Source organism: Burkholderia sp. AU17457 (genome assembly GCF_002223255.1).
GTDB lineage: Bacteria > Pseudomonadota > Gammaproteobacteria > Burkholderiales > Burkholderiaceae > Burkholderia > Burkholderia sola.
In genome coordinates this window covers 627,484-642,731 of sequence record NZ_NKFB01000005.1, presented here as the reverse complement: position 1 = coordinate 642,731, position 15,248 = coordinate 627,484, and the positions used below count along the sequence as shown (strand labels likewise).

General features: G+C 65.2%; 14 protein-coding genes. 5 read left to right on the top strand and 9 right to left on the bottom strand.

The genetic code is table 11. From position 1 onward, the window contains the following. Positions 1-17: 17 nt before the first annotated feature. The 4 genes from fdhE to fdnG form a co-directional block, all read right to left on the bottom strand. Positions 18-953 (bottom strand): formate dehydrogenase accessory protein FdhE, encoded by a 936-nt coding sequence (gene fdhE, locus CFB49_RS20130; RefSeq protein WP_176730201.1) that lies wholly within the window; start codon positions 951-953, stop codon positions 18-20. Between the two features lie 108 nt (positions 954-1,061). Beyond that, positions 1,062-1,688: a formate dehydrogenase subunit gamma gene (locus tag CFB49_RS20125; RefSeq protein WP_027805740.1), complete on the bottom strand. Its 627-nt coding sequence runs from the start codon at positions 1,686-1,688 to the stop codon at positions 1,062-1,064. After that, on the bottom strand, positions 1,685-2,599 hold the full coding sequence (fdxH, locus tag CFB49_RS20120; RefSeq protein ID WP_059783956.1) for a formate dehydrogenase subunit beta: 915 nt from the start codon (positions 2,597-2,599) through the stop codon (positions 1,685-1,687). The genes CFB49_RS20125 and fdxH overlap by 4 nt, the downstream gene beginning before the upstream one ends. Positions 2,600-2,609: 10 nt before the next feature. Beyond that, positions 2,610-5,681 (bottom strand): formate dehydrogenase-N subunit alpha, encoded by a 3,072-nt coding sequence (fdnG, locus tag CFB49_RS20115; protein ID WP_084044227.1) that lies wholly within the window; start codon positions 5,679-5,681, stop codon positions 2,610-2,612. 154 nt (positions 5,682-5,835) lie between these two features. Here fdnG and CFB49_RS20105 point away from each other — a divergent pair, with 154 nt between their 5' ends. From CFB49_RS20105 to CFB49_RS20095, 3 genes are all read left to right on the top strand, one after another. Next, on the top strand, positions 5,836-6,780 hold the full coding sequence (locus CFB49_RS20105; protein WP_089436215.1) for a YihY/virulence factor BrkB family protein: 945 nt from the start codon (positions 5,836-5,838) through the stop codon (positions 6,778-6,780). 400 nt (positions 6,781-7,180) lie between these two features. Further along, positions 7,181-8,338, top strand: coding sequence for a porin (locus CFB49_RS20100; RefSeq protein ID WP_089436214.1), 1,158 nt, complete (start codon positions 7,181-7,183; stop codon positions 8,336-8,338). Positions 8,339-8,730: 392 nt separating this feature from the next. Beyond that, entirely contained in the window at positions 8,731-9,204 is a 474-nt protein-coding gene (locus CFB49_RS20095; protein ID WP_060212508.1) for a VOC family protein, read from the top strand. 154 nt (positions 9,205-9,358) lie between these two features. On the opposite strand, the gene CFB49_RS20090 is transcribed toward CFB49_RS20095, so the two are convergent. From CFB49_RS20090 to CFB49_RS20085, 3 genes are all read right to left on the bottom strand, one after another. Then, positions 9,359-9,748: an aminoglycoside adenylyltransferase domain-containing protein gene (locus CFB49_RS20090; RefSeq protein WP_249190508.1), complete on the bottom strand. Its 390-nt coding sequence runs from the start codon at positions 9,746-9,748 to the stop codon at positions 9,359-9,361. Then, positions 9,745-9,897: a hypothetical protein gene (locus CFB49_RS36825; protein ID WP_249190507.1), complete on the bottom strand. Its 153-nt coding sequence runs from the start codon at positions 9,895-9,897 to the stop codon at positions 9,745-9,747. The genes CFB49_RS20090 and CFB49_RS36825 overlap by 4 nt, the downstream gene beginning before the upstream one ends. A gap of 150 nt (positions 9,898-10,047) precedes the next feature. Next, positions 10,048-10,497, bottom strand: coding sequence for an HU family DNA-binding protein (locus tag CFB49_RS20085; protein WP_011548077.1), 450 nt, complete (start codon positions 10,495-10,497; stop codon positions 10,048-10,050). A gap of 257 nt (positions 10,498-10,754) precedes the next feature. Between CFB49_RS20085 and CFB49_RS20075 the strand changes: the two genes are divergently transcribed. Further along, positions 10,755-11,873: an acyltransferase family protein gene (locus tag CFB49_RS20075; RefSeq protein ID WP_089436213.1), complete on the top strand. Its 1,119-nt coding sequence runs from the start codon at positions 10,755-10,757 to the stop codon at positions 11,871-11,873. Positions 11,874-12,225: 352 nt separating this feature from the next. On the opposite strand, the gene galU is transcribed toward CFB49_RS20075, so the two are convergent. Both galU and CFB49_RS36395 read right to left on the bottom strand, forming a co-directional pair. Beyond that, complete coding sequence (gene galU, locus CFB49_RS20070; RefSeq protein WP_011548079.1) at positions 12,226-13,113, bottom strand: UTP--glucose-1-phosphate uridylyltransferase GalU; 888 nt, start codon at positions 13,111-13,113, stop codon at positions 12,226-12,228. A gap of 230 nt (positions 13,114-13,343) precedes the next feature. Continuing rightward, positions 13,344-13,487: a hypothetical protein gene (locus CFB49_RS36395; protein WP_006479318.1), complete on the bottom strand. Its 144-nt coding sequence runs from the start codon at positions 13,485-13,487 to the stop codon at positions 13,344-13,346. A 217-nt stretch (positions 13,488-13,704) separates the two neighbouring features. Between CFB49_RS36395 and CFB49_RS20065 the strand changes: the two genes are divergently transcribed. Continuing rightward, positions 13,705-14,880, top strand: coding sequence for an acyltransferase family protein (locus tag CFB49_RS20065; RefSeq protein ID WP_089492118.1), 1,176 nt, complete (start codon positions 13,705-13,707; stop codon positions 14,878-14,880). The last annotated feature ends 368 nt before the right edge of the window (positions 14,881-15,248 follow it).

The following is a 15,248-nucleotide window of genomic DNA, read 5'->3' as shown; positions in this document are numbered from 1 at the left end:
CGTCCCGGCCCGTACCGTCAGTCCGCTTCCCGCGACACGTCCGGCCACAGCAGCGGGTTCGGCGAACTGCGCTGGTAGCCGGCCTCGTTCATCAGCAGGTCGAGCGTGAGGCTCGCGAGATCGTCCGCCAGCGGCTCGAACTCGTAGTCCTTCTCCTGATAGCCGATCTTGCGATAGGTCTTGCATTCGTCGCACGATTCGGCCTTGACGGCTTCGCTGCCGCCTTCGATCCCGTGATACGCGATGCCCTTCGTCGAATCGCAGTGCGAGCACTTGGTACGCACCATGTGCCACTCGGTCGTGCACAGCCCGCACTGCAGGAAACGGTAGCCCTGATACTGGCCGCCGACCCGCACGACGCTCGCGACCGGATGCGTGCCGCACACCGGGCACAGCCCCGGCTGATCGAGATACGGAACGTCGGACGGCGTCACCCGGCTCGCGAGGTCCGTCCACACGACCTGCAGCGCGGCCATCAGGAACGGCGCGGTGGCCGGGTCGACTTCGGCGAAGCGCAGCGCGAGGATCGCGTCGGCCTGCGCGTCGAGCTCGGCGGGCGCCATCAGACGCAGCCGGTCGAGCAGCTTCGCGAGTGGCGGATTGACGAGCCCGGCGCTTTCGACGCGGTCGAGCAGTTCATACAGCACGGCGCGCCAGCGCGAATCGCGCTCGCCGTCGAGCGCCGGCACGGGCGGCATCGAATGTTCCTGCGCGCGTGCGATCGCTTCCTTCGACGGCAGCGGCAACTCCAGCGTCTGCAGCGTCGCGTGCTGCGCATCGGCGACGGTGGCCATCAACCGCAGGTAGCCGCTGATCGGGTTCAGGTCGGCAAGCTTGCGCAGCCGCGCGGCGCGCGCCGCGAACGCGGTCGTGCGATCCGGCAGACGAAAGCGCGGAATGGCCGAATGATCGAGTGCCGAGATCTCGGTCGGCTCCAGAATGCGTTGTGTCACGAAAATGTCTTCCAAAAAACTAAGCGCCGACGAATCGGCGCTTTCGGGCGATTCCGACGGTTGGCGGAGCAGCACGCCGCAATCGGCGTACCGCCCCGCTCCGGTGCGTTACTTCACGCTTTCACGGAACCACTTCGGGTGATGCTTGCGGGCCCAACCCAGCGTGACGGTGCCGCGCACCATCGCGCCGATCGAACCCTTCACCCACAACGCCGCGTAAATGTGCACGATGATGCTCGCGATCAGCACGAAGGCCGCCACGGCATGCACGACAGCGGCCGCGCGGATCACCCCGATCGGGAAGTAGAACGAGAAGTAGCGCCGCCAGATCACGATTCCCGACAGCAGGAGCAGCAGCAGGCACGCCACCAGCGTGAAGAATAGCAGCTTCTGCCCGGCGTTATAGCGCCCGACCGGCGGCAGCTTGTCTTCCTGGTTGGTCAGCACGTCGCCGATCTGCTTGAGCCATTGCCGGTCGTCCGCGTCGAGCGCATTGTGGTGCCAGAAGCGCACCACGAGAATCGCGAACGACACGAACATCACGAGGCCGACGAACGGATGCAGGATCCGCGTCCACTGGCCGCCGCCGAACAGCGCGGTCAGCCAGAACATCGACGGATGAAACAGCGCGAGCCCGGACAACGCGAGCAACACGAACGTGATCGCGGTGATCCAGTGGTTCGTGCGCTCGTTCGGCGTGTAGCGAACGATCAGGTTGGGGTCGTCGTGGTTCATTTCGCGTCCTCCTTGATGCGTCGCGCCTCGTCGCGGGCGGCGGCTTCCTCGTCGTCGGTGACCTCGTTCGGACCGACCCGCGTGTAGTGGAAGAACCCGGCCAGCGCGGTCAGCGCGAGGCCGGCTACCGCCAGCGGTTTCGCGATGCCCTTCCACAGCTTCACCATCGGGCTGATCGACGGGTTGTCGGGCAGCCCGTGGTACAGCGACGGTTTGTCCGCGTGGTGCAGCACGTACATCACGTGCGTGCCGCCCACACCTTGCGGGTCGTACAGCCCCGCATGCTCGAAGCCGCGCTCCTTCAGGTCCTCGATCCGCTCGGCCGCGTGCTGCTTCATGTCCTCCTTGGTGCCGAACACGATCGCGCCCGTCGGGCAGGTCTTCACGCAAGCCGGCTCCTGGCCGACCGCGACGCGGTCGGAGCAGAGCGTGCACTTGTACGCGCGATGATCCTTCTTCGAGATCCGCGGCACGTTGAACGGGCAACCGGTCACGCAGTAGCCGCAACCGATGCAGTTCTCCTCGTGGAAATCGACGATCCCGTTGTTGTACTGCACGATTGCGCCCGGCGACGGACACGCCTTCAGGCAGCCCGGATCCTCGCAGTGCATGCAGCCGTCCTTGCGGATCAGCCACTCGAGGTCGCCGGCCGGGTTCTCGTATTCGGAGAACCGCATGACCGTCCACGAATGCTCGGTCAGGTCGGCCGGGTTGTCGTACACGCCGACGTTGGTGCCGACCTCGTCGCGCAGGTCGTTCCACTCCATGCACGCCGTCTGGCATGCCTTGCAGCCGATGCACTTCGATACGTCGATCAGCTTCGCGACGCTCCCGGTCACCGGTTCGCGCACCGTGGGCGGTGGCGTCGTGGTGGCCGAGACCCGCTTGATATCCAGCGATTGCAATGCCATCTCTTCCCCCTTACGCCTTTTCGACCTTCACCAGGAACGACTTGAATTCCGGTGTATAGGAGTTGCCGTCGCCCACGGACGGAGTCAGGGTGTTGGCGAGATAGCCGGGCTTCGTCAGGCCCTTGAAGCCCCAGTGCAACGGGACGCCGACCGTCTGGACCTTCTTGCCGTCGACCGTCAGCGGCTTGATCCGCTTCGTGACGAGGGCGACCGCGATGATGTAGCCGCGCTTGGACGACACCTTCACGCGCTCGCCATGCGCGACGCCGACTTCCTTCGCGAGGTCTTCGCCGATCTCGACGAATTGCTCGGGCTGGATGATCGAGTTCAGCCGCGCATGCTTGGTCCAGTAGTGGAAATGCTCGGTCAGCCGGTACGTGGTCGCCACGTGCGGGAAGTCCGCCACCTTGCCGAACGACGCACGGTCGTCCGGGAACACGCGGGCAGCCGGGTTGTTCAGCGCCAGCGGGTTGTTCGGGTGCAGCGGGTTCGCCGCGAGCGGCGTCTCGAACGGCTCGTAGTGCTCGGGGAACGGGCCTTCGTTCATTCCCGCGCGGGCGAAGAAGCGCGCGACGCCTTCCGGGTTCATGATGAACGGACCCATCCCGTTTTCGGGTGGTTCGTCCGCCTTGAAGTCCGGCACGTCGGCGCCCTTCCACGCGCTGCCGTTCCAGCCGATCAGCTTGCGGGTCGGGTCGAACGGCTTGCCGGCGACGTCGCACGACGCACGGTTGTACAGGATCCGCCGGTTCGCGGGCCACGCCCACGCCCAGTTCAGCGTCTGGCCGATGCCGGTCGGGTCCGAGTTGTCGCGCCGCCCCATCTGGTTGCCGGCCTGCGTCCACGCGCCGCAGAAGATCCAGCAGCCGCTCGCGGTCGTGCCGTCGTCCTTCAGTTGCGCGAACGCGGCGAGCTGCTCGCCCTTCTTCACGAGCGTCTTGGCCGGGTCCTTCGGATCGGGTAGATCGGCGAGCGCCTTCCCGTTGAACTCCATCGCCAGTTCTTCGGGCGTCGGGCTTTCCGGGTTCGCGTACGGCCAGGTCAGGTTCACGATCGGGTCCGGGTACTTGCCGCCGTCCTTCTGGTACAGCTTGCGCATGCGCAGGAACAGCCCCGACATGATCTCGAGGTCGCTCCTCGCTTCGCCCGGCGGCTCCGCGCCCTTCCAGTGCCACTGCAGCACGCGGCTCGAACTGACGAGCGAACCGTTTTCCTCCGCGAAGCAGGTGGTCGGCAAGCGGAACACCTCGGTCTGGATCTTCGACGCATCGACGTCGTTGTAGTCGCCGTGATGCTTCCAGAACTCGGACGTTTCGGTCGCGAGCGGATCCATGATCACGAGCCACTTCAGCTTCGCGAGGCCCGCCGCCGTCTTCACCTTCGACGGCGCCGCCGCGAGCGGATTGAAGCCCTGGCAGATGTAGCCGTTCATCTTGCCGGCATTCATCAGCTCGATCGCCTGCAGCAGGTCGTACTGCTTGTCCAGCTTCGGCAGGTAGTCGTACGCCCAGTTGTTCTCGGCGGTGGCCGCGTCGCCCCACCACGATTTCATGAAGCTGACGTGGAATGCCTTGTAGTTCTTCCAGTAGCTGAGCTGGTTCGGCCGCAGCGGTTGCTGCACGCGCTTCTTGATGTACGCGTCGAAGTCCTGCTCGGCCTGCATCGGCAGCGTCATGTAGCCCGGCAGCAGGTTCGACATCAGCCCGAGATCGGTCAACCCCTGGATGTTCGAGTGACCGCGCAGCGCGTTCATCCCGCCGCCGGCGATGCCGATGTTGCCGAGCAGCAGCTGCACCATCGCGCCGGTGCGGATGATCTGCGCGCCGATCGAGTGGTGCGTCCAGCCGAGCGCGTACAGCACCGTGCCGGCGCGGCCGGGAACGGCCGTGGTCGCGAGCATCTCGCACACCTTCAGGAATTTGTCCTTCGGCGTGCCGCAGACCTGCTGGACCATCTCCGCCGTATAGCGCGCGTAGTGCTGCTTCAGCAGGTTGTAGACGCAGCGCGAATGCTGCAGCGTCGGGTCGACCTTGACGAAACCGTCGTCGCCGCGCTCGTAGTCCCAGCTCGATTTGTCCGGGTACGCGTGTTTCTCCGCGTTGTAACCGGAATAGATGCCGTCGTTGAACGCGAAATCCTCGCGCACGATGAACGAGAAGTCCGTGTAGTTCTTCACGTACTCATGCTGGATCTTGTCGTTCGTCAGCAGATAATTGATGACGCCGCCCAGGAAGACGATGTCGGTGCCGGTACGGATCGGCGCGTAGTAATCGGCCACCGAGGCCGTACGCGTGAAGCGCGGGTCGACGACGATCAGCCGCGCCTTGCGGTGCGCCTTCGCCTCCGTTACCCACTTGAAACCGCACGGATGGGCCTCGGCTGCATTGCCGCCCATCACGAGAATCACGTCCGCGTTCTTGATGTCGACCCAATGGTTCGTCATCGCTCCACGGCCAAACGTCGGGGCAAGACCTGCCACCGTCGGGCCATGTCAGACACGCGCCTGATTGTCGAATGCGAGCATCCCGAGACTGCGGATGGTCTTGTGCGTCAGGTAGCCGACCTCGTTGCTGCCCGCCGACGCGGCCAGCATGCCGGTCGTGAGCCAGCGGTTGACCTTCGCGCCGTCTTCGGCCGTCTCGACGAAGTTCGCGTCGCGGTCGGCCTTCATCAGCTTCGCGATGCGGTCGAGCGCGTCGTTCCACGAGATGGGTTCCCACTTGTCCGAGCCGGGCGCACGATACTCGGGGTGCGTCAGGCGGTTCGGGCTGTGGATGAAGTCGATCAGGCTCGCGCCCTTCGGGCACAGCGTGCCGCGATTGACCGGGTGGTCGGGATCGCCTTCGATATGGATGATGCTCGGCTGCGCGTTCTTCGCGCCGTCTCCGAGGCTGTACATCAGGATGCCGCAACCTACTGAACAGTAAGGACAGGTGTTGCGCGTTTCGACGGTGCGCGCCAGTTTGTACTGTCGGACTTCGGCCAGCGCTTCGGACGGAGAAAAGCCCATCAGGGCAAGACTCGATCCGGCAAGCGACGTGGCGGTCACCTTCAGGAACTGGCGCCGGGACATTTGTAGCATGGCGGTCTCGGCGTTATTGTGGGGTGGGGTACGACTGAAAGGAATTATAGACAGTTCAGGCAACTCTGATCGAATCCTCGGATCAATACCGATTTGTCCGACCAACCCGCGACCAACCCGCGATGATCCGCGTTCCGCGCGCAACCGAACCGTCATGAAACGACAGATCACTTCCGAAGCAACCCGTCTCGCCCAGCAGCAGGCCAACTGGGCCCTCACCGCGTTCAAGCGCTTCTCGTCCGACCGCTGCTCCGCGATGGCCGCGGGCATCGCGTTTTTCTCCGCGTTCTCGCTCGCGCCGACCCTCGTGATGGTGATCGCGGTGGCCGGCTGGTTCTACGGCGACGACGCCGCGCGCGGCCAGGTGTTCGAACAGGCGCACCAGCTGATCGGGGACGACGCGGCGGCCAGCATCCAGACGATCGTGCAGAACGCGCACCGCGCGGGCCAACGCGGCGGCCTCGCCACGCTGATCTCGTTCGCCGCGCTCGCGATCGGCGCGTCGGCCACGTTCGCGTCGCTCAGCGCGGCGCTCAGCGTGATCTGGCCGGCCACCGAAAGCCGCTGGTCGAGCATGCTCGGCCTCGTGCGCGTGCGGCTGATCTCGTTCGGGCTCGTGCTGGGCGTCGCATTCCTGCTGATCGTGTCGCTCGTGCTCGACACCGCGATCACCTTCGTCGGCACATGGCTGCTCGGCGATTCGCCGTACGTGGTCGTCACGAACCTCATCCAGTTCTTCGTCGGCATCGCGGTGCTTGCGGCCGCGTTCGCGTCGCTGATGAAATTCCTGCCCGATGCACGCGTCGCATGGCGCGACGCCGCGATCGGCGGCATCGTGTCCGCGATCCTGTTCTCCGGCGGCAAGAAGCTGTTCGCGCTGTATCTCGCGCATGCGGGCACCGCGAGTGCGTTCGGCGCGGCCGGATCGTTCGCGGTCCTGCTGATGTGGCTGTACTTCTCCGCGATCGTGCTGCTGCTCGGCGCGGAATTCGCGGCGGCCCGCGGCGACGCGCATCGGCCGGCCGAGCACCCGGCGCCGGCCGCGTCCGTTCAGGCGGTTCAACCCGGGCACGCCGACGATCGCCCGCGCGACGACTGATTCACCGCCCCTCTGCAGGCGGCCGCGCATCGGTCTCGCGCGCGCCCGGCACACGCCTCCCCCCTTTGCAACCCTGTTGTCCCGCCGCGCATGCGCTGCATGCCGACATGCACACACTTGCAACGGCAAACGTTTGCACACCCTCGTTTCGTTGCTGCAACGGGCTAAAACAACGGATCTGCGGTCATGGGCATCAACTATTGAAACAATCGCGGCGCAGCAATTGTCAACTGTTTCATAAACAGGAACAGTTGCTGATGTGCTTGATCTATATGGACTTTTTCCCGCTGTTACCTTTTCGAGACACTTTATTTTTTGAGCTTTCTTGCGTGTATGGCACTGAGCTATTCTCCAATCCGCAACAAATAACGATGAATCACTTGCGTGGAGAAACTCAACGATGAAGAAACTTGCTCTCTCGACCCTCTCGCTCGCCCTGCTGGGCGCCGCTGGTGCTGCTCAGGCTCAGTCGAGCGTGACGCTGTACGGCGTGATCGACACGTCGATTGCCTACGTTCACGGCAATGACGGCACGGGCAACAACATGTGGCAGATGCTGTCGGGCAACCTGCAAGGCAGCCGTTGGGGCCTGAAGGGTGCGGAAGATCTGGGCGGTGGCCTGAAGGCAATCTTCCAGATTGAAAACGGCTTCAACCCGGGCACGGGCAAGCTGAGCGCATCGAACACGATTTTCAACCGCCAGGCTTACGTCGGCCTGGAAAGCAGCCAGTACGGCACGCTGACGCTGGGCCGCCAGTACGACCCGGTGGTTGACCTGGTCCAAGCAGTCACGGCTGACAACTACTTTGGCAGCTTCTTCGCAACGCCGGGCGACGTCGACAACAACGACAACAGCCTGCGCGTCAGCAACGCGATCAAGTACACTTCGCCGGTTTGGGGCGGCTTCCAGTTCGAAGGCCTGTACGGTCTGAGCGGTGTCGCTGGCAAGCCGGGTTCGGGTCAGACGTGGTCGGTCGCAGCCGCTTACAACAACGGCCCGATTGGTGTTGCAGCTGGCTACTTCTACGCAAACAACCCGACGCCGGCAGCAGGCGCGCGCACCAATTGGACGTCGACGACGGCCGACAACATCGTCGACGGCCCGATCAACTCGGGTTACGTGACGGCGAAGTCGATCGGCATCGCACAAGTCGCAGGCCAGTACGCAATCGGCCCGGTCACGCTCGGCCTCGGCTACAGCAACGCACAGTACAAGCCGGACGCATCGTCGGGCTTCGGTTCGACCGAGAAGTACAATACGGGCCGCGCGTTCGTGACGTACCAGGTCACGCCGCCGCTGCTGCTGGGTCTGGGCTACTCGTACACGAAGGCGAGCGGCGACACGGACGCGAAGTACCATCAGGTTTCGCTGGGCGCGGATTACTCGCTGTCGAAGCGCACGGACGTCTACCTGGTCGGCGCATACCAGCACGCAAGCGGCACGCAACGCGTCGACGCGAATACGACGCAAGCTGCGCAAGCGTCGATCGGCTCGTACGGCTACGCCGGCACGAAGTCCCAGGAAATGGTCGCACTCGGCCTGCGTCACAAGTTCTAAAAACGAAGTATCCGGTGTGCATGGCGTCTCCGACGCCTTGCCGCCGACCTGGAAAGCCAGCCCCGGTTTCGGCCGCGGCTGGCTTTTTTTCGTCCGCCTCCGGCAGGTAGAGCCAACCTCGCCTGCAGCGCCTCCGCGGCGAAGCCGGGACCGACACAGGTCGGCGCGCCGGGAGCGGCGCCTGGCGGCTGCAATGCACCCGCAACCCCGTTTCCGATGGCCGGAGAGGTCGCCGTTTCTCCGTTGAGCGCCTATCATCCGCACAGCCGGCGCTGCCCGGTGCGACCGACGCAGGATTTGTTTGCGCCATGTGTCGATTTCGGCGGGCGTCGTCCGTCGTATCGATGGCGGCATACGGTTTGCCCCGCACCCATACAGACAGGAGACTCGTCATGACGATTCAGAAGATCACGCCTTTTCTCTGGTATTCGACGGAAGCCGAAGAAGCCGCGGCCTTCTATGCCGGCATCTTTCCGGACTCGCGCATCGTGCGCGTCACGGCGGTGCCTGGCACCGACGGCACGCGGATGGTCGAATTCGAGCTCTTCGGGCAGCCATTTTTTGCGATGAGCCACCCGCGCACGGAGACGTTCAATCACGCGATATCGCTGCTCGTCAGCTGCGCGGACCAGGCGGAACTCGACCGCTACTGGAGCGCCCTGCTCGACAACGGCGGCACGGCCGACGGCTGCGGCTGGCTGAGGGATCGCTACGGCGTGTCATGGCAGATCGTTCCGGAAGCGCTCATCCCGATGATGGCCGACCGCGACACGGTCAAGGCGGGACGCGTGGCCGCCGCGATGATGCAGATGACGAAGTTCGACGACGCCGCGCTGAAGGCCGCGTTTGCGGGCACCGCGAGCTGACGGCAGGCGTCCGGCTGCGCATGCGTGATGCCGCGCCGGATCGCCGTCTGCACGCACCCGACTCGACGGGTTGCGCATGCAGCCGGCTCGAACGGGTTCGCCATCCGCGGCAGGCGGCCCGTATGCCGTTAACGTGGCTCGTCGGCGGCCGCTGCTACGCCGACAGCATCGACTCGATCGCGCGCCGCGCGTAGCCGATGAATTCGGCCAGCGGCTCGCCCGCCACGATCGCCGCGCCCGCTTCGCCATCGAGACAGGCAGCACGCGCAACCGCTACGACCGGCCGGTGCGCGTCCGGCAAGCGCGCCAGCACGCACGTCGCGGCGACGCCCTTCGGCGCGATCCTGCCGGTCGCGGTGCTGTACCCGATGCGTGAGAGCGCGAGCACGATGTTGCATTCGTCGCCGCGCCAGTCCGGTTCGGCCTTCCACTGCGCAACGGTCGCGAGCAGCGCGGCGACGAAGTCGCGTGCGGGCGCCGGCTCGAACAGCACGTCGGCGGGCGGACCGATCAGCGCGACACTGTGCTGTCGCGCCTTCGTCAACAGGATGGCCAGATCGTGACGACCAGCGGCGGCTCGACGACGCCGGCCTCCAGATCGCCGCGCAGCCACTCGCCGAACTGCAACTCGCGTCGCGCCGGATGACGCCACGGCACCAGGTCGTCCGGGGAACCCTTGCCTCCGGCTAACACGTCCCCTTGCCGGGTGTGTAGGGGACTTTCACCCCGCAGCGAGTGCGCCCTGCCGGGCGCACCAATAAAAATCCCCGCACGCTTTCGCGTACGGGGATTTCGGGACATCGCAACGGCTGCCGACATGCATTCGGCAGTCGTTGCGCGGCATTACGCTGCCGCGTCCTTCAGCTTCTTCAGCGCACGCGCCTTCACGCGCACGCTGGCCGGCTTCGCCGGGAACCAACGCTCTTCGCCCGTGAACGGATCCTTGCCGAAGCGCTTCTTCTTCGCCGGCACGACTTGTGCCGTGATCTTCAGCAGGCCCGGCAGCGTGAACTCGCCTGCGCCCTTCTTGTGAACCGAGCCCAGCACGACGTTCTCGAGTGCGACGAGCACTGCCTTGACCGCCTTCACTTCGACAGCTGCGCGCTCAGCGATGTGCGTTGCGAGCGATGCCTTCGTGAACTTGTCCTTCAGCGGCGTCGGAGCAGCCGGTGCTGCCTTTGCGACAGCCTTCTTGGCCACTACTTTCTTCGCGGGCGCAGCCTTTTTGGCAGCCACTTTCTTGGTCGCCGGTGCGGCAGCCTTCTTGGCCACCTTTTTTGCGGAAGTCGCCATGTTTCTCCTACCAGGTGTGGTCGTTGGATACACGAAGCGTGCAACGCGCGCGCTTCAACGCCGGATTCTACAAGCGCCTTGACGCTTCGTGCAGTACTTTTATGCGTTTTCACGGGGTTTCCCGCAGGTTTTGTTGCGCGCGACCGACTTCATCGACGCTCGAACGTGAAAAAACGCCTTCACGTATACGTCCGAACGCGAATTACGTTCGATATTTGCGCACCTATACTGGGCGTGCTCAATGCCCGGATGCCTCCATGCGCGAAGTCAGATACGTCAAAGGACTCGACGGCCTGCGAGCCCTCGCCGTCATCCTCGTTTTCCTGTCCCACAAGGGCCATGTCCTTGCCGTCGACGTCGGCAAGCTTGGCGTGTGGACGTTTTTCCTCATCAGCGGATTCCTGATCGTCGGCGAGTTGCATCGCAACCGCCAGGCGGTCGAGCGCGGCGCCATGACGCGTCGCCACGCGCTCGCGCTGTTCCTCGCGAAGCGCGCGCTGCGGATCTTCCCCGTCTACTACCTGCTGCTCGCCGCGCTCGCGATCGCGCACGCGCTGTTCTATCAGCGCGGCGTCAACCTCGGGCTCGCATGGCACGCGGTGTTCCTGTCGAATTACTGGATCGGCGTCGTCAAGGACGGCTGGCCGGGCTCCACGTCGCACTTCTGGAGCCTCGCCGTTGAACAGCAGTTCTATCTGATCGCCCCGCTCGTGCTGCTCGCGGTGCCCGCCGCGCGACACGTCGCGCTCGGCATCGCGGCCGTCGCGCTGTGCGCGCTCGCGCATCTCGCGCTCTATCTGTCCGACGCGTCGCCGGTGCTGATCTACGCGTTTTCCCCGTGGAATTTCGCGTTGATCGCGCTCGGCGGCGTCGGCGCGATGGCGCTCGCCGATCGCGGCGCGGCCGCCGCGCGCCGCGTGCCGCCCGGCTGGCTCGGTGCGGCCGGCGTCGCCTTCTTCCTCGTGCTGCCTGCCTGCACCGCATTGCCCGATGCAGTCGCGGGGCTCGCGGATCTCGGCCTGTCGGTGTCGCTCGGCGCGCTGATGCTGTGGATCGTCAGCGCGCCCGAGCATCCCGCCGTCGCGCTGCTCGACTGGGCGCCGCTCGCGTATCTCGGCACGATCAGCTACGGCTTCTACCTGTTCCACAACCTGATTCCGGCGCGCTTCGGCGCGCTGCCCGCGTCGTTCGCGCACGTGCCGATGCCGGAAATCGTCCGCGACGCGCTGCCGGAAATGCTGCAATTCACGCTCGCCGTGCTGCTCGCGCACCTGTCCTGGCGTTATCTCGAAAAGCGGCTGCTCGACTTCAAGAAGCCGATCGCCGCGATGCTGGCCCGGCACTTCGCCGCGCAGCCGAGCGCGTCGCCGCGCTGAGCGGTGCGCGGCGCGAACCGGATCGGAACGCGTCGATACCGGTGATGCCCGGCGGCATGGCAGTCGATGCCACATCATCGCGCGACACCCGAGCGCGCGTCGTGCAACCCGCGCAACCCATCCACCGATCCGGTCACGCGACGAATGCTTCGGCACCGGTGTCACGCGCGACGTCCCGCCTCATCGGCATACTTCCCCCGTCGCGCGGCGCCACCCTCCGCACATGCGAAGTGCGACATCCGGACGTCGCGCACCACGTCCGGACGCCCGCCAACAACAAAAAAGCCCCGGCGCGCGAGCGGCCGGGGCCAACGGAACAACCACCACCTGAAACGACGGAGCGCGCGGCCGCTTAAGCGACGGCAGCCAGCGCGGGCAAGCAGGTACGCAGGTACGCCTCGAATTCGCGGCTCACTTCCGGATGCTGGAGCGCGAGCTCGACGGTTGCCTTCAGATAACCGATCTTGCTGCCGCAGTCGAAACGCGTGCCGTAGTAGCGATACGCGAGCACCTGTTCGTTCGCGAGCAGCGACTGGACGGCGTCGGTGAGCTGCAGTTCGCCGCCCGCGCCCGGCTTGAGCTTGCGCAGATGATCGAAGATCGTCGGCATGAACACGTAGCGGCCGACCACGCCGAGGTTCGACGGCGCATCCTCGGGCGCCGGCTTCTCGATGATGCCCGACAGCTTGATGATGTCCTCTTCCCACTCCCGGCCTTCGACGACGCCATACGAGCGGCTGTCCTCGCGCGGGATCGTCTCGACGCCGATCACCGAGCTGTGATAGTGGTCGAACACGTCGACGAGCTGCTTGAGCACGGGCTGTTCGCCGTGCAGCAGGTCGTCGGCGAGGATCACCGCGAACGGCTCGCCGTGCACGAGCTTCTCCGCGCACAGCACCGCATGGCCGAGGCCGAGCGCTTCCGGCTGGCGCACGTAGAAGCAGTTGACGTGGCTCGGCTTGATGCCGCGCACGAGCTCCAGCAGCTTTTCCTTGCCGCGTGCCTCGAGCTCGGCCTCGATCTCGTACGACTTGTCGAAATGATCCTCGATCGCGCGCTTGCTGCGCCCGGTGACGAAGATCATTTCGGTGATACCGGCGTTGATCGCCTCCTCGACCGCGTACTGGATCAGCGGCTTGTCGACGACGGGCAACATTTCCTTCGGGCTCGCCTTCGTTGCCGGGAGGAACCGCGTGCCGAGACCGGCAACGGGGAACACGGCCTTGGTGACTTTCAACATGTTCGCATCCTGATAGCGTTGACTGCGCCGCGTCGACCTGCGACCCGGCGCGATTGTGTTCCGAACGGCATATCGAGAATCGACGGCACTGCCAATTCCGCTCCGCTCATTTTCGATATGAACTGATTGCCCAATTATTCCGGAAAAAATATAATCGCTTCAACCCGGTCGATATTTCCGAACCGATTGCCGGAGCAGAAACAAATTACCGATTTTCCGGATACAAATTCTTACGATTCGAATTCCTCGATATAGGGCACGCCGCCCCGCTCGAGGCCCGGGCGGATCGGTTCGTTCTTCAGCGCCTCGCGGTACGCCGACAGCACGGCCATGACCAACAGTACTGCAGCGCTCGCGATCCAATGCATGTCCATCTTGCCGCTCCTTGCATCAATCAACTGGAGCTTCAAACTATCAGAAAAAAATCGGCAAATAATTCGCACCCGTCGCGGAACCGCTTTCGGGCCGCGATAAATCCATGATGTGGAATACCGATATTTGCGGGCGAGATTTTTTTATTCATTGACCGAATTCTTGCGCATTACGATTGGATGAAACTTCCCGTCCATCCGTCGCAAGGAATCGAATCGCATGCAAGCTTTCAGCGGATCGTCTCTGGCCGCGCCGCCCGTCGCCGACCACAAGGAACACGTGATCGACGCGATGCGCGGCTTCGCGGCGCTGCTCGTCGCCTATTTCCACTGCCGCCAGGTCGTCTGGGTCGGCATGCAGAGCTTCCATCAGGCTTACGGTCATGCACTGAGCCCGGGCGCGATCGCCGGCTACCTGACCTTCCCGTTCGCGTGGGGCTCGGCCGGCGTCCCGATCTTCTTCGTGATCAGCGGCTACTGCATCCACCGCAACGCGGCGCTCAAGCTCGCGGCCAATCCCGCGTACCGGCTCGACGCGCCGAACTTCTGGGTGCGCCGCTTCGCGCGCATCTACCCGGTGCTGCTCGCCGCACTGCTGTTCACGCTCGCGCTCGATGCGGTCAGTCTGCAGATCGAGCCCGTCAGCCACAAGATCCGCGACGTCGGCCTCGTCGCGTTCCTCGTGAACCTGTTCTCGCTGCAGGGCGTCGCCGGCCACACGTACGGGTCGAACGGCGCGTTGTGGACGCTGTCGCTCGAAGTGCAGTTCTACGCGATCTACCCGCTGCTGTTCGCGCTGCGCCGGCGCATCGGCATGCCGGCCGTCGTGGCCGCGGTCGCGCTCGTCAACGTCGCGTCGGCGTGGCTGCTCGAACGGCACGACCTGCAGTTCTTCACGTCGTACTGGCTGTCCTGGACGATCGGCGCATGGATCGCCGACGTGCGCGCGCAGCAGTCGCGCGGCACGGCCGTCGTGCCGTCGCGCGCGTGGTACGTCGCGGCCGCCGTGCTGCTGGCCGCCGGCTGCGGCGCATTTCATTTCGGCCAGTACGGCGCGTTCCAGCTGTGGTCGGCCGGCTTCGCATGCTTCCTGTACCGCGCGCTCGCCCGGCCGCCGCGCGCGACGCCGCCGCTGCGCGTGCTGGGCTGGTTCGGCGACTTCAGCTACTCGCTGTATCTCGTCCATCTGCCGCTGTTCGTGTGCCTCGGCTCGGTGCTGTTCCACTCCGAACTGCAACTGTCGATCTGGCCGTCGTTCGCGTTCATGGCCGTCGCGGTTCCGGTCGCGTACCTGTTCTACCGGATGTTCGAACGGCCGGCGATGATGTGGTCGGCCAGCTTCAAGCCGACCCGCTCGGCCCGCGTCGTCGCGTCGACACCCGAACAGGCCGCCTGACGCGGGCCGGACGGCTCGATCAGCCGTCCGGTCCCGGAGCCCCCGCGCGGCGCGTCGCTGCGCGGGGGCTTTTTCATGGCCGGCACGCGGTTGCAGGCCGGGTCGACAACGAGTGGGGCAGCCTGCCGCCCTCCGACGGCGCCACGGCCCGCACGGGCCCCTTCCGCGCGGTTGCCGAAGCACGAGTGCGACGGTGTCGGCTGCTCGCTTCACGTTCCTGACGGCCCGATCCTGTTCCAGATGACGCTCGGCCACGCTCGCGCCCGACCCGAACCCGGGGCGCAAACCAGCCCGTCCGTCCCAACCAGACGCGTCGCCCGCTGAAAAGCGAAGCCCCCGCGCAGCGCAACGCCGCATGGGGGCCCGTT

Excerpts from the sequence above, each read along its gene's own strand:
- CFB49_RS20125 (WP_027805740.1), bottom strand. The coding sequence starts at position 1,688 with ATGAACCACGACGACCCCAACCTGATCGTTCGCTACACGCCGAACGAG.
- fdxH (WP_059783956.1), bottom strand. The coding sequence starts at position 2,599 with ATGGCATTGCAATCGCTGGATATCAAGCGGGTCTCGGCCACCACGACG.
- CFB49_RS20105 (WP_089436215.1), top strand. The coding sequence starts at position 5,836 with ATGAAACGACAGATCACTTCCGAAGCAACCCGTCTCGCCCAGCAGCAG.
- CFB49_RS20100 (WP_089436214.1), top strand. The coding sequence starts at position 7,181 with ATGAAGAAACTTGCTCTCTCGACCCTCTCGCTCGCCCTGCTGGGCGCC.
- CFB49_RS20095 (WP_060212508.1), top strand. The coding sequence starts at position 8,731 with ATGACGATTCAGAAGATCACGCCTTTTCTCTGGTATTCGACGGAAGCC.
- CFB49_RS20085 (WP_011548077.1), bottom strand. The coding sequence starts at position 10,497 with ATGGCGACTTCCGCAAAAAAGGTGGCCAAGAAGGCTGCCGCACCGGCG.
- CFB49_RS20075 (WP_089436213.1), top strand. The coding sequence starts at position 10,755 with ATGCGCGAAGTCAGATACGTCAAAGGACTCGACGGCCTGCGAGCCCTC.
- galU (WP_011548079.1), bottom strand. The coding sequence starts at position 13,113 with ATGTTGAAAGTCACCAAGGCCGTGTTCCCCGTTGCCGGTCTCGGCACG.
- CFB49_RS36395 (WP_006479318.1), bottom strand. The coding sequence starts at position 13,487 with ATGGACATGCATTGGATCGCGAGCGCTGCAGTACTGTTGGTCATGGCC.
- CFB49_RS20065 (WP_089492118.1), top strand. The coding sequence starts at position 13,705 with ATGCAAGCTTTCAGCGGATCGTCTCTGGCCGCGCCGCCCGTCGCCGAC.